This is a genomic window from Aquificaceae bacterium, assembly GCA_037722135.1.
Classification (GTDB): Bacteria; Aquificota; Aquificia; order Aquificales; family Aquificaceae; genus Pampinifervens; species Pampinifervens sericum.
On sequence record JBBKAW010000103.1, the window covers coordinates 20,866 to 33,794 of the forward strand.

Here is a 12,929-nt window from a genome sequence, read left to right on the forward strand (position 1 = left end):
ATCCGCCCTAACCTTTTCTATTTCCGCTCTAACTTCTGCGATATCTGCTTTTGTTGCAAGCTCTTTAGTTAGCTCCTCCTTTATCTCAGCTTTTAAGATAGGTTTTTGTTCCAGTGCCTTCTTTTCTATAGCGTTTAAGGCTTCCTCAATGGCTTTGCCAATCTTCTCTGCTTTTTCCTTTCCAACCTCTTCCTCTATAACCTTGTAAACCTCATAAGGCAAAATAGCCATAGCCTCTTAAAAGATATCCTTTTTGTCTAAAACTGCCACTTGAGAGCCCCCTTCTTCCACTCGTAAGCAAGACCAAGGGTAAGAATAAAGATAAACAGCAATGCCCCCACAAGTCCATAAAGACCTACCTCTTCAAAGACAACTACCCATGGAAAGAGAAAGGCTACCTCAATGTCAAAAAGAATAAGAGAAATACCTAACAAATAATAACCCTGCTTAAAAACTCCTCTTGCCTCTGGGTCATACAGAGGAACACCGCATTCGTAGGGATAGCCTTCCATTTTTTCCTTTGTCTTTGGACCAAGTAGGTCATTGAGAAAACTAAAGGCAAGTCCTATAAACAAGGCGATAAAGAAAAACAGCAAAATGCCTACGTACTCCATGTTTTTATTCTACCATCTTTGCCTTTTTATTGTCAAAAGTTTATGATATTAATCAGGCTACTGGATATAGACCCTCCACAAAGCCTTTCCAAACTTCAGGCATCTTATCAAGCTCTTCTTGTGCTATTTTCCTCACGAGCTCTTCAAGGCTTTTTAGGTCTTTCTTGGTTCTTACGCTCACGTCCAAGACCTGAGGTTCGTTTATGGGTTTTCCTATCTGTGAGACTATATAGCAGTAGGCTTCTTCTACTTCTTCCACCTCTTCTACAACTCTTTGGGCTATGAGGTTTGCAACTCTGTTGTATATCTTGCCTATGTGAGAGATTGGGTTTTTACCTGCTGCTGCCTCAAGGCTCATGGGTCTGTAGGGAGTTATCAGACCATTTACCCTATTGCCACGACCCACCTGACCATCATCTCCTTGCTCTGCGGATGTGCCAGTGACCGTAATGTAAACGGAGTTGTTTTCCCTGCTGTCTGCAGTGTTTATAAAGATATCCACCTCTTTGGATATGAGCGCTTCTACTCTTTCTTTTACCTTTTTGCGTATTTCTTCCTTCTTTTGGAAATAGTCTTGGATGTCCTTTATATACTTACCTACAAAGGCGAGGGCTATAGTAAGCCTAAACTTGTCCCTTATACGCACACCCATAACCTTTATGTCTTCTCCTATCTCTGGATGTTCTTTTTTCATCTCCTCTGAGTTTAAAAACCTTTCCGCTTCAAAGACCGCTCTTTCTAAGCTATCAAGGGGTGCATAACCTACGCCAAAAGAAGTATCGTTTGCCAGTGGCACTTCACCTTTTTTCTGAAATCTTTCAAAAAGCTCCACTAAATCTCTACTTCCAGGCTTTATTTTTGTATGTATAACCACATGCCTTTCCACATCCAAGTTCTTTATGTTTTCCCTTAACCATCTTTTTGCACTTTCTACCGCAAGGTCATGAACGTCAAGCCTTTTGCCATCTTTTTCTAATATTGCTCTACCCACAAGGTATATCTCTATGGGTTCTATAACCTCACCACCGCCAAACTCCGCCCTTGCAACACCACCCACAAGAAGTGCCTTATCCACATTATGATGCATAACCGCACCGTATTCTCTCAAATACCACAAGCACAGTTCTCTTGAAAGGTTTTCCGCAAGGTAGTCGCATATGGTATCTGGATGACCTATTCCCTTACGCTCCACTATCTCTGCATCAAGCTCATAGGTTGGTCTAAAGGTCATGGGAGTTATTACTATGTTTGCCACTTGACTACCTCCTTTGAGAATTGCCAACAGAAAAGTATAACATAGTTGGAGTTTAATAGCCCTTTATGATAAGCATTGACAGAGTATTAGAATATGCTTATAATTGAATAACTGACTAAAATCACAAAAGGAGGCGAACCATGAAAAGAGCAGTGCTTGCCTTAACCTTTGGAGCCTTGAGCCTTGTAGGGACAGCCTTTTCTTATGACAAGGAGCTTGCAAAACGTTTCAACGCTATGTTTTCTCAGATGACGCCAGAGGTTCTCAAGCAAAGACCTTGCCAAATAACCACTCAACAGCTTCTCCAGATGATACAAAGAGGCGAAGACTTTGTGATACTTGACGTAAGAACTCCTGCGGAGACGGCAGTGGTAGGACCCACTTGGAAAAATACACTTCGTATACCCATGCACGAACTATTCAAAGAAGAAAACCTAAACAAACTTCCAAAGGACAAGAAAATAGTGGTGGTGTGCCACACAGGAGACAGAGCGGCAGCGGTAGTCACTGCACTTAGAGCCTTAGGTTTTGATAAGGCTTTCCAATTCAGAGGTGGTGTGGCAGAACTTGCAAGGGAGGTGGGAAGAGCTGCAACAGACTACGTAAAGTAAATTCTCTTGGGGGCTACGCCCCCTCTTGAAAAGAGACTATATTTATATTCTATGAAAACCATTTTTAACGAAAATCTCATAAAAAAGTATGACCGTCCTGGTCCAAGATACACAAGCTATCCACCTGCTACAGAGTTTCACGAAGGAGTAAGAGAAGAAGACTACAAGAGAATGCTTCTTCAGAGCAATCTCTCTAAAAGACCCCTTTCTCTGTATTTTCATATACCTTTCTGTGAAAGTGCCTGCTGGTTTTGTGGTTGTAATGTGATAATCTCCCACAGGAAGGATGTTACCAGAAGATACTTGGACTATGTCTACAGAGAAATGGAAATGCTAAAGGACTACCTTGATACTTCAAGACCAGTAGTTCAACTCCATTGGGGTGGTGGCACTCCAAACTTTTTAAGCAACGAGGAGATAAGAGAGTTTTTTGGAAAAATAAGAGAGGTCTTTAATATTTCACCGGATGCGGAAATAAGTGTAGAAATAGACCCCAGATATCTCTCGGAAGGTCAATTGGAAACCCTCAGAGAGGTGGGCTTTAATCGTGTAAGTATGGGACTTCAGGACCTTGACCCAGAGGTTCAAAGAGCTATAAACCGCATACAATCCTACGAGCTTATGCAGAGGGTTATGAAAGACCTAAGAAGTTTGGGCTTTAAGAGCATAAACATAGACCTCATATATGGACTGCCTTACCAAACACCAGAGAAGTTTAGAAAAACCTTGCTTCAAACCATAGAGCTTGACCCAGACAGGACAGCGGTCTTTAACTTTGCCTACGTGCCTTGGCTTAAGCCTTTGCAAAGGAAAATAGACCCCTCCACACTGCCACCACCAGAGGACAAGCTAACCATATTGGAGATGACCATAGACCTTTTCCAAAAGGCAGGTTATGTCTTTATAGGTATGGACCACTTTGCTAAGCCTGAAGATGAGCTGGCTCAAGCCCAAAGAGATGGGACTCTTTGGAGGAACTTCCAAGGCTACACTACCAAGAAAGGTGTAGACCTAATAGGTATAGGTGCAACCTCTATAGGCATGCTCCATGAGGGATATTTCCAGAACTACAAGACCATAAGAGAATATTACCTTGCCCTTGACTCAGGAAAACTACCCACAATGAGAGGCTACATTCTTACAGAAGAGGACTTCATAAGGCGTGAGGTTATAATGGAGCTTATGTGCAATTTCCGTTGTGACTTTGAGAAAATAGACCGGTCTTTTGGTATAAGGTTTGAAGAACACTTTTCTTCAGAGTTAGAGGAGCTCATGGATATGGAAAGGGATGGTCTTTTAAAGATAGAGGACAGAAGTATAAAGGTCTTGCCAGAAGGTAGGCTTTTGATAAGAAACATCGCTATGGTCTTTGACCAGTATATAAAGACAAAAAAGGAGCAGAGGTTTTCCAGGACTATATGAAAGAGGAGCTACTTCGTATAGAAAAACTTTCCAAGGTCTTTACCATTGGTCTATTCTCCAAGAGGTTTATCTGGGCGGTAAAGGAGGTAAGCTTTGAGATAGGATATGGAGAGATATTCTCTCTTGTGGGAGAGTCTGGGTCTGGAAAAAGCACTATTGGTAAAGTTATTCTTAGGCTTGAAAAACCAACCTCGGGAAGAGTTCTTTTTGAAGGTAAAGACCCCTTCCAAATGGGAAAAGAATACACAAGGCTTGTTTCAGTGGTTTTCCAAGACCCAAGGAGCTCTCTAAACCCGCGCATGAAAGTGGGAGAGATAGTGCAAGAGCCACTGCTCGTTCACAAAGAAAAAGACAGAAAAGAGAAGGTGCTTCAGGCTTTGCTTATGGCAGGGCTTGAGGAGAGTTTTCTGGAAAGAAGACCAGAAGAGCTCTCTGGAGGTCAAAGACAAAGGGTAGCCATAGCACGAGCTATAGTCCTAAAACCCAAGCTCATAGTGGCAGATGAGCCTACCTCAGCCCTTGATATGAGCTACAGGGCAGGCATATTAGAGCTTTTTCTCAAGCTAAAGGAAGAAGGTATAAGCACTCTGCTTATAACCCACGATATAAGGGCGGTTGAAAAGGTTTCTGATAGAGTGGGCGTTCTATACAGAGGAAAACTTGTAGAGCTTGGTCTATCAAAGGATGTGCTCAAGAATCCTCTGCATCCCTACACTCAGTATCTTTTAGGCACAGTTCCTGCAAGGCATCCTTCTCAGAGAAAGGAGTTCATTGAAGATTTTGTAGAAGAAAGCCTGCCAAGCCCTTGCCCCTTCTTCTCCCAGTGCAAGTATAGAATAAAAGAATGTGAGCAGGAAGTTAGGGAGGTAAACCAGAATGGACGGCTCGTCTCATGCAATCTATACTGAGGTGCTCATCTTTTTCTTCCTACTATTTATGTCTGGTTTTTTTAGCTCCTCAGAGGTGGTCTTTTTTGGTGCAAACAGGTATCTTCTCAAACTCAAGGAAAGGAAAAGGATATATAGGGCTCTTTTAAAGCTCCTTTCAAAACCCAGAGAGGTGCTCCTTACTATCCTGCTTGGAAACGAGCTGGTAAACATACTCATATCCTCGTATGGGACAAAGCTGTTTGTAGACCTTATGGGTCCAAAGGGTGCAGGCTTTGCGGTTATTTTCTCAAGCGTGCTGATATTTGTCTTTGGTGAGGTGCTTCCAAAAAACACAGTTCTACCCTTTGCCACAAGGCTTGCTCCTATATACTATGTGCCTTTTATCCTTGTTCATGGACTTATGAAACCAATTCGCACAGTGCTTATAGGACCAGTTAGCAAACTTATAGGTCTTGTGGAGGTGGAAGAAAAGGGCAAAGACTCCAAGGATACATTTATGGAGTTGCTTGAAAGGGGTATATCCCTTGGATATTTTGATAAGAAGGATTTGGAAGTTGTGGAAAGGGCTATAAACCTAAAGGATACCACGGTAAAGGAGATTATGACCCCAAGACCAGACATATTTATGTTGCCAGAAGATAGCCTCTTGGAAGAGGTTATTGAGGAGATAATCCAGAGAAAGCACAGTAAAATACCGCTTTTTTCAAAAAGCCCCGACAACGTGGTAGGCATGCTATACGTAAAGGACCTTGTTCCCATCTCAAAGAACCTAAAGAGACCTCTAAAGGACTTCAAAAGAGAGGCATTGTTTGTGCCAGAGATACTTAGCATAACAGAACTTATAAAGGAGATGAGGTCTCATGGAACTCAAACTGCCCTTGTGGTGGGAGAACACGGAGAAATATCTGGTCTTGTAAGCGTATATGACATAATGAAATATCTCTTTGGAGATGTGCCAGAAAGCTGGGAAGAGGATATAGTGAAGGTTTCCAAAGATACATACATGGTAAGCGGGTGGGTAGATGTGGAAACGGTGGCAAAAAGAATAGGATTTAGATTGCCAGAAGACTATGAATACGATACAATAGGTGGCTTTGTAATGGCAAAACTTTCAAAAGTTCCAGAAGAAGGAGATGAGTTTTTCTACGATGGGTTCAAGTTTGTGGTGGATAAAATGGAAGGCAACAGAATTGTGAGCGTTTTTATAACCGCAAAACAGGAGGAAAAAGTTGAAAGATAAGCCCATAAGGGTTTTGCCACAGGTAAGGACAAGCCTGCTATTGAAAATAGAAAACAGCCTTGAATTGCTTTTGAAAACCTCAGAAGAGCTTCTGCAAGAGCTTGAACTAAAACAAGAAGAAAACCCTCAAATAAAGCTAACACTAAAGACAAGACCAAGATGGTTTTATCAGGAATACGCAGAGCATCAGCCTATATTTACACAAAGTGAAATAAGTAAGGTTGAAGAACAAGTAAGATATGAGTTTGATGGTCTTGACCTTGACATAGCCCTTGAGATAATATCTGGACTTAACCACAAGGGATTTTTCCTCGGAGACATAGGAGAAATAGCCAAACATTACGGAGTTAGCCCTGAGTATGTGGAGGAGATAAGAGAGTTTATAATGAAAGAGATTGAACCTTTGGGTGTTGCCAGTAAAAACCTTGAAGAGTTTATACTTGTCCAACTTGAAGAGCTATACCCCAAGGAGGAAGAGCTTCATAGAGAAGTCCTAAGGGTGCTAAAGGGCAAAAGTAGAGACCTAAGGGCAAGAGAAGTCTTGTCAAAGCTAAAACTTAGTCCTTTTGAGGGCACTCAAGTGGCGTATAAAAGCGGTAGTGTGGATGTGGTCTTTGAATACGATGGAAGTCAGTGGTATGTTTTTCTTATGGAAGACTTCTGGGATGTGGAGGCGGTAGGGAGTCTAAAGCCTATAACTTTTATATTGGAAATGAGAAGGAGGGTTATGCGTGTGGTTGGAGACCTAATTTTGGAAAGACAGGCAGGCTTTATGCTTGGGAAAGAGCCACTAAAGAGCTTAACTCTTAGTGAAGTAGCTCAAAGGGCAGAGGTTAGCCTCTCAACGGTAAGCAGGATAGTTAGCAGAAAGTATGCAAAAACTCCCATAGGAGTGTTCCCTCTTAGGTCCTTTTTCCTAAGGGAGACAAAGGAAGGCTATAGCAAAGAAGAGATAATGAAAGCCATAAAGGAGATACTTCAATCTGAAAAGTGCAGGCTTTCTGACCAAGAGATTTCAAAGCTACTAAAAGATAGAGGCATACACATAGCAAGAAGGACTGTAAACAAATACAGAAGAATCCTTGAGGGCAGGTCATGAAAAGGATAGAAAAAGTCCAGGAGCTTTTGAAAAAGCATAAACTTGACGCTTTTGTTTTTAGTTCGCAGGCTAACGTTTTCTATCTCTCTGGCTTTAGGTCAAGCCATGCCTATGTGGTCATTACAAGGGACTCTTATCATCTTTTGACCGATGGCAGGTATTACGAGAAAGCCAGGTCTACTCTAAAAGACTGGGATGTGGTGCTCATTAAAGAAAATGCCATAAGGGTTATAAAGAACTTCCTAAAAAGACTAAAAGTTTCCAAGGTGGGCTATGAAGAGGATAGGGTGAGTTGTGAGTTTAGGAAGGCTCTAAAGGGTAGCTTTATATGGAAGGGTGTTTCGGGCATTCTAAAGGAAATGAGGGCTATAAAGGATGAGGAAGAGCTAAGGATAATGAAGGAAGGGGTGAAAATTAGCGACAAGATATACGAAAGGCTTTTGCATGAGCTAAGAGAAGGAATGACTGAGCTTGAGGTAAGGTCTTGGCTTGTGGGGGAGTTTTTCAGGGCAGGGGCAAGCGGTGAGAGCTTTCCTGCCATAGTGGCAAGTGGTAAGGGCTCTGCTATACCCCACTACGAGACCTCTCAAAAGACTATAAAACACGGTGAGCCAATTCTCATAGACATGGGACTTTTGTGGAAAGGCTATTGCACGGACTTCACAAGAACAATCTTTTTGGGAAAGACGGATAGCGAGTTTAAGAAGGTTTACACTGTGGTAAGGGATGCTCATCTCCTTGCACTTGAGAAGATAAAAGTAGGAAGGAAACTGGGAGAGATTGACAAGACCGCAAGGGAATACATAAGAAAGAAGGGTTTTGGCAAATTCTTTAACCATTCTCTTGGACACGGTGTGGGTGTTGAAATACATGAATATCCAAGGGTTTATTACAAGGGCAAAGACAAGGATGTGAAGATAGAAGAGGGGATGGTTTTTACTGTAGAGCCGGGCATATACCTTCCTGGAAAGTTTGGCGTAAGGCTTGAGAATATAGTGGTTGTAAAGGGTGGATATGCAGAGCCCTTATCGGAAATACCTCTTGACTTGGTGGAGTTGTGATGTTATAATAATATATCCCTACGCGGGGTGGAGCAGCCTGGTAGCTCGTCGGGCTCATAACCCGAAGGTCGGAGGTTCAAATCCTCCCCCCGCAAGTTAAAAACCTTGTGTATAAACTGTCCAGAGATTTCCACATAGCTTTCTAAAATTCAGGCTCTAAAGGTATGCCTGTTTTCTTGCCTGTGGTTTTGAATGTCTTTAGGGTTTGTCTTTTGGATTGGTAAAGACGTAGCCTATGCGGAGTTCAATGGCTTGCTTTTCCAGTGGAAGCCTTGCTGTTTCATTATTCTTGGCATTAGTTATAGCTATAGTGCCGTACCTATAGACTGCAAACTCCACTGCAGGTCTTGGCGACTAGTCTTTGAAAGCGTTGACAAACGAAGATAAATGTTGTGTATTATTCCGTAGTTTTTAAAGCAGGGTGCGGAAGGGGAATACCGATAAAGGCTTGCCTAACCGTGTTAGGTGAGGTTGGTGTTTACACTGCACTCTGCAAGCCCTTATCAAGTGGATATAAAAAGCCTGCTTGATGAGCGGTATTAGTGCGGTTGGAGTAAGGCTACTTTCGTTGGTGAGCCCCTAAACCCGAGGTGTGGATAAATGTCCACAAAAGGGATATTTGTTCATGCTAAGGGATACTCTCCAGAGTATAGCTTTAGAGTTTTGGCTTTCATGAGGATTGCTCTGAGAATGTTAAGCTCTAAGTTTATTGTGTTGGGCTTTAGCTATGCAGTTTATACTGCTCTGTTGTGAAGGTGCTTATCTTGGATATCTCCATAGTGCCAAGATAGTCAACGAGCTTGTAGACTTTTCTTTCTATGAGTGCACTTTACTAACACTTTACGCAAAAGCAGGTAGGGGCTGTCTGGCTTTCTTAGAGCTTATTTAGGATATAAACCCATGCGGGAATGCTCAAAAAACTCAAAAGAATGCCAAGACCTGCACTGGCAAAGGCAAGGCTATGGTTGAGCCCATACCTTAGCACCAAAAGGCTTGCGGTTATCATGGTAGGCATAGCGGACTCAAGCACAGAGACCCTGTAAGCGGTTTCGCTCACAGGCAAGGCTTTAAATACCAAAAGGGCAAAAAGTGGAGATAGGAACATCTTTATGCCAACGGCGGTAGCCAAGAGTTTAAGACCTTTACCAACATGAGAAAACTCAAGGGAAAGACCCAGAGAAAACAAAACCACTGGCAGTAGCGACGCAATAGAAAAGTCCACAAACTTCCAAAAGAAGGCTGGAAGCTCATAAGCCCTTAGCAGAAAGCCAAATAACAAGCCAAGAAAGGGTGGAAAGAGTATTATGGACCTTAATTGAAGATTGCCACTCACTATTAAAAAGCCCACAGAAGAGACCGCAAGAAAAGAACCTACGCTGTCGTAAATAACCGCATACTTTAGCCCTTCTTCTCCAAAGTAGGTAAAACTGTAAGGATAGCCAAGAAAGGCTGTATTGCCAAAGGCGGAAGCCATCATAAGCGTCCTGAGGTCTGATTTTTTGAGCTTGAGAGCCTTACCTACGAGATACGAAGTGAGTATACACAGAGCTATTACAAGCCAAGCACCAACGCCGATAAAAGCCACTTCCTTAGAGAGACCTATACTATGTGCGGTCTTAAAACTTAACAAGGGAAGGGCAAAATATAACACGTAGTTTACCAAAACTTTAGAATGTTCCTCGGAAAATAGACCAAGCCTTTTGAGTATGTATGCAATGCTTACGGTAAGAAAGACCTCAAGCATAGAAAAAGCTCTCTATCTGCCTCCTTATAATGCGGTATGGACCTAAATGAAGTCTGAGAAACTTTTCAAGCCTACCTATGGGTAAAAGATTTTGTGGAGACCTTCTATCTTGGAAGGATTGGCTGGCAAAGAGAGGAAGCACTCCTGCGGAAATGTTAGCAAGTCTTTTAACCTCTTCAAAGTCCCTTTTGAAGACCTCAACTCTTACAAGACCTTGTAGCCCTTCGTGTTCTGTGAGCTTTACATACCATGTATATTTATCTACCTTTTCCTTCTCTTCTTGTTCCTGCTGATGGTGAACTTTCACTATGGGGCTTCTTTGTCCAGGCTTCAAAATGTATAAAAGAGGAAGATACGACCTATCCATATAGAGCTTTTTCATGCTTTTTACAAGACCCAGAAAAGGTGTTTTCCTAAGCTTATAGCTCAATGTTCCATCGCATATTACAAGACTGTCCTTGACTTCCCTTTGAATTTGCAAGGCAACCTCTGCCTCAAGCTCTTCTTTCATGTATCTGTTAATTTCCACAGAAAGCTCTCTCTCAACCGCATACGCTCTAAAGCCAAGCAATTCGTCCACAAGAATACCACCTTTATGAAAGAAAAGCCGTTCCACTCTATGGAGTAGAAGAGATTCCCTTAAGAGGTTTAGCCTTCCATATTCTATCCTTAAAGCACCAGCACCCAAGGATAAGAAAGCACCTTCAAAACTCTCCCCTGTTTCCTCATCTCTAACATAGGCAAGGCATTCGGTGCGTCTTACTCCGTCTATAAACACAAGACTGAAATTTTCTGGCACGTATCCATCGTATACCCTTGGCTCTTCCGCAAGGTCGGAAAACTGCAGAGATTCTTCTATTTCATTGGGTTCTATTTCCTGTGGTTGATGTGGACTAAGAGACAACTTGTATCTTCCCAAGCTCTGCATCCTTAAGCTCCTCTAACTTCCTTCCTATGAGGTATTTTAAATCATTGAGGTTCTCACCAGTCACGGCGGATATGGCTACAAAGGGATAACCCATACTTTCAAAGACCTTTTTTAAGCTTTCTATATAAGACCTGTCTGATAGGGCGTCAAGTTTTGTTCCCACCACTATCTGAGGCTTTTTAAGGAGTTCTGGACTATAGTTTTCCATCTCTTTCAAGACTGTTTGAAAGGCTTTTATAGGGTCCTCTGCCCTTCCCTCTGATATGTCTACCAAGTGCAGGAGGAACTTAGTTCTTTCTATATGCCTTAGGAAGTCAAGACCAAGACCCTTTCCCTGGCTCGCACCTTCTATAAGACCGGGGATGTCCGCAATTACCACATGTCTCTCTTCGTCCAACTCCATAACACCCAAGACAGGGGAAAGGGTAGTAAAGGGATAGTCCGCTATCTTTGGCTTTGCCCTTGTAAGGACAGATATTAGAGTGGACTTTCCCGCATTAGGAAGCCCTACAAGACCCACATCCGCTATGAGCTTTAGCTCCAATATGAGCCACCTTTCCTCTCCCTTCTCCCCCTTTTCTGCGTATCTTGGTGTTTGATTGGTAGGTGTTGCAAAGTGTGCGTTGCCTCTTCCACCTCTCCCACCCTTTGCCACCACGCACCTTTGTCCTTCTTTTACAAGGTCGCAAAGGACTTCTCCAGTTTCTGCATCAATAACCACCGTCCCTACTGGCACCTCTATTATTAGGTCTTCTCCATCCTTGCCCTTCTGGTTTTTCCCTTTACCATGCTCTCCCCTCTGAGCCTTAAAATGCGCTTGAAACTTAAAGTCATAAAGGGTATGTTTTCTCCCTGTGGCTACCAAAACCACATCCCCACCCTTTCCACCATCTCCACCCGCAGGACCACCAAAGGGTCTGTATTTTTCCCTTAGAAAAGCAACCGCACCATTGCCACCATCCCCAGCCTTAACGTGTATTTTTACCCTATCAACGAACATAAGAAATAAGTATAATTCCCCTGTGTTTGAACTCAAGGGCATAAAGGTAGGGTTTTTCTGCTCTACTGCAGATGGCAAGATAACTACTAATAGGAAGTTTAGGCTCTCCAACCTGAGTTATCAAAAAGTCATAGATGTATTGGAGAAAAACCTAAAAGATTTTGAAAAGCTCTTAGAGATTTCCCTATCCTTGGGCTGTGGTATATTTAGGCTGGGTTCAAACCTTGTGCCTTTTGCATCTCATCCTTCTTTCAAAAAGGACTGGCTAAAGGAGGTGGAGGGAAAATTAAGAGAGTTTTCCAAGACCTTGAGGAAGTTTCCAATAAGGATAACCATGCACCCAGGACAGTTTGTGGTGCTAAACTCTCCAAAAAAGGAGGTGGTGGACGCATCTTTGAGGGAATTGGAATATCACTTTTGGGTTTTGGAAACCTTAGGCGTTGGAGCTGAAGGAGTTGTAGTGATTCATGCAGGTGGTGTCTACGAAGACAAAAGGGAAAGTCTCAAAAGGTTAAAGAATACCCTAAGGGAAAACCAGTGGCTCTATAGATATCTTGCTATAGAAAACGATGAAAGACATTACACAGTAAAAGACCTTTTGGATGCGGAGCTGGACTTACCTATAGTTTTTGACTACTACCATAACCGTCTAAATCCTTCAGAGTTTGAGGTAAGTGAAATATTGCAAACTTGGTCTGGGCGTGTGCCAGAGTTTCATCTATCCTCTGAGCCAAAGGGAAAGCATCGCTTTGGCGAACACGGAGACTGGATAAAGGTAGAAGACTTTATGGACTTCCTCAATCACTTTGGTGGAAACAGAATAGACCTTATTCTTGAGGCAAAGCAAAAAGAAAAGGCAGTGGAAAAGCTCCTTTATGAAATTTATCTCCATAGCAGGTTGTTGAGGATGGAAAGGTTTTAGAGCGAGGTCGCTGGTTTCCTTCTTTGTCTCAAGAGGGCTACATGCAATCAGTCCAAACTACCAAGAATTGCTTGAAGGGAAACCCTTCAAAGTTCTAAAAACCTCACATAAAAAACTTGACAAAACTATGCTAAAGTTTTATA

The 12,929-nt window shown here is 42.5% G+C and carries 13 protein-coding genes and 1 tRNA gene; 8 read left to right on the forward strand and 6 right to left on the reverse strand.

Annotated features, from left to right (window positions below):
- From WKI49_07355 to WKI49_07365, 3 genes are all read right to left on the reverse strand, one after another.
- Positions 1-231 (reverse strand): hypothetical protein (locus WKI49_07355; GenBank protein MEJ7622303.1); only part of this gene is annotated, 231 nt, incomplete at its 3' end.
- Between the two features lie 26 nt (positions 232-257).
- A complete protein-coding gene (locus WKI49_07360; GenBank protein MEJ7622304.1) occupies positions 258-614 on the reverse strand; it encodes an NADH-quinone oxidoreductase subunit A in 357 nt (118 codons plus the stop codon).
- A gap of 52 nt (positions 615-666) precedes the next feature.
- Positions 667-1,869, reverse strand: a complete 1,203-nt coding sequence (locus WKI49_07365; protein ID MEJ7622305.1) for a methionine adenosyltransferase — start codon at positions 1,867-1,869, stop codon at positions 667-669.
- Between the two features lie 140 nt (positions 1,870-2,009).
- Here WKI49_07365 and WKI49_07370 point away from each other — a divergent pair, with 140 nt between their 5' ends.
- The 7 genes from WKI49_07370 to WKI49_07400 all read left to right on the forward strand — a co-directional run bounded on the left by WKI49_07370 (position 2,010) and on the right by WKI49_07400 (position 8,287).
- Positions 2,010-2,480 (forward strand): rhodanese-like domain-containing protein, encoded by a 471-nt coding sequence (locus WKI49_07370; GenBank protein MEJ7622306.1) that lies wholly within the window; start codon positions 2,010-2,012, stop codon positions 2,478-2,480.
- 51 nt (positions 2,481-2,531) lie between these two features.
- Positions 2,532-3,902 carry an oxygen-independent coproporphyrinogen III oxidase gene (gene hemN, locus WKI49_07375; GenBank protein MEJ7622307.1) on the forward strand — a complete coding sequence of 457 codons (1,371 nt, stop codon included), beginning with the start codon at positions 2,532-2,534 and terminating at the stop codon, positions 3,900-3,902.
- On the forward strand, positions 3,899-4,810 hold the full coding sequence (locus WKI49_07380; protein MEJ7622308.1) for an ABC transporter ATP-binding protein: 912 nt from the start codon (positions 3,899-3,901) through the stop codon (positions 4,808-4,810). Before hemN ends, WKI49_07380 begins: the two co-directional genes overlap by 4 nt.
- A complete protein-coding gene (locus WKI49_07385; GenBank protein ID MEJ7622309.1) occupies positions 4,779-6,032 on the forward strand; it encodes a hemolysin family protein in 1,254 nt (417 codons plus the stop codon). Before WKI49_07380 ends, WKI49_07385 begins: the two co-directional genes overlap by 32 nt.
- Positions 6,022-7,131: an RNA polymerase subunit sigma-54 gene (locus WKI49_07390; GenBank protein MEJ7622310.1), complete on the forward strand. Its 1,110-nt coding sequence runs from the start codon at positions 6,022-6,024 to the stop codon at positions 7,129-7,131. Before WKI49_07385 ends, WKI49_07390 begins: the two co-directional genes overlap by 11 nt.
- Positions 7,128-8,192 (forward strand): Xaa-Pro peptidase family protein, encoded by a 1,065-nt coding sequence (locus WKI49_07395; GenBank protein MEJ7622311.1) that lies wholly within the window; start codon positions 7,128-7,130, stop codon positions 8,190-8,192. The genes WKI49_07390 and WKI49_07395 overlap by 4 nt, the downstream gene beginning before the upstream one ends.
- A 21-nt stretch (positions 8,193-8,213) precedes the next feature.
- Positions 8,214-8,287 (forward strand) — tRNA-Met (locus WKI49_07400).
- A 779-nt stretch (positions 8,288-9,066) separates the two neighbouring features.
- On the opposite strand, the gene WKI49_07405 is transcribed toward WKI49_07400, so the two are convergent.
- Genes WKI49_07405 through obgE form a run of 3 tightly spaced genes read right to left on the reverse strand, consistent with a single transcriptional unit; the run spans position 9,067 to position 11,864 of the window.
- Entirely contained in the window at positions 9,067-9,936 is an 870-nt protein-coding gene (locus WKI49_07405; protein ID MEJ7622312.1) for an AEC family transporter, read from the reverse strand.
- Entirely contained in the window at positions 9,929-10,864 is a 936-nt protein-coding gene (locus WKI49_07410; protein ID MEJ7622313.1) for a DNA double-strand break repair nuclease NurA, read from the reverse strand. The genes WKI49_07405 and WKI49_07410 overlap by 8 nt, the downstream gene beginning before the upstream one ends.
- Entirely contained in the window at positions 10,830-11,864 is a 1,035-nt protein-coding gene (gene obgE / locus WKI49_07415) for a GTPase ObgE (GenBank protein ID MEJ7622314.1), read from the reverse strand. The genes WKI49_07410 and obgE overlap by 35 nt, the downstream gene beginning before the upstream one ends.
- A gap of 22 nt (positions 11,865-11,886) precedes the next feature.
- Here obgE and uvsE point away from each other — a divergent pair, with 22 nt between their 5' ends.
- A complete protein-coding gene (uvsE, locus tag WKI49_07420) occupies positions 11,887-12,786 on the forward strand; it encodes a UV DNA damage repair endonuclease UvsE (protein MEJ7622315.1) in 900 nt (299 codons plus the stop codon).
- Positions 12,787-12,929: the final 143 nt, after the last annotated feature.

What these genes read in the sequence shown, in the direction of transcription:
- WKI49_07405 (MEJ7622312.1), bottom strand. Translation starts at nt 9,936, where the DNA reads ATGCTTGAGGTCTTTCTTACCGTAAGCATTGCATACATACTCAAAAGG.
- obgE (MEJ7622314.1), bottom strand. Translation starts at nt 11,864, where the DNA reads ATGTTCGTTGATAGGGTAAAAATACACGTTAAGGCTGGGGATGGTGGC.
- WKI49_07410 (MEJ7622313.1), bottom strand. Translation starts at nt 10,864, where the DNA reads ATGCAGAGCTTGGGAAGATACAAGTTGTCTCTTAGTCCACATCAACCA.
- WKI49_07370 (MEJ7622306.1), top strand. Translation starts at nt 2,010, where the DNA reads ATGAAAAGAGCAGTGCTTGCCTTAACCTTTGGAGCCTTGAGCCTTGTA.
- WKI49_07360 (MEJ7622304.1), bottom strand. Translation starts at nt 614, where the DNA reads ATGGAGTACGTAGGCATTTTGCTGTTTTTCTTTATCGCCTTGTTTATA.
- hemN (MEJ7622307.1), top strand. Translation starts at nt 2,532, where the DNA reads ATGAAAACCATTTTTAACGAAAATCTCATAAAAAAGTATGACCGTCCT.
- WKI49_07395 (MEJ7622311.1), top strand. Translation starts at nt 7,128, where the DNA reads ATGAAAAGGATAGAAAAAGTCCAGGAGCTTTTGAAAAAGCATAAACTT.
- WKI49_07380 (MEJ7622308.1), top strand. Translation starts at nt 3,899, where the DNA reads ATGAAAGAGGAGCTACTTCGTATAGAAAAACTTTCCAAGGTCTTTACC.
- WKI49_07385 (MEJ7622309.1), top strand. Translation starts at nt 4,779, where the DNA reads ATGGACGGCTCGTCTCATGCAATCTATACTGAGGTGCTCATCTTTTTC.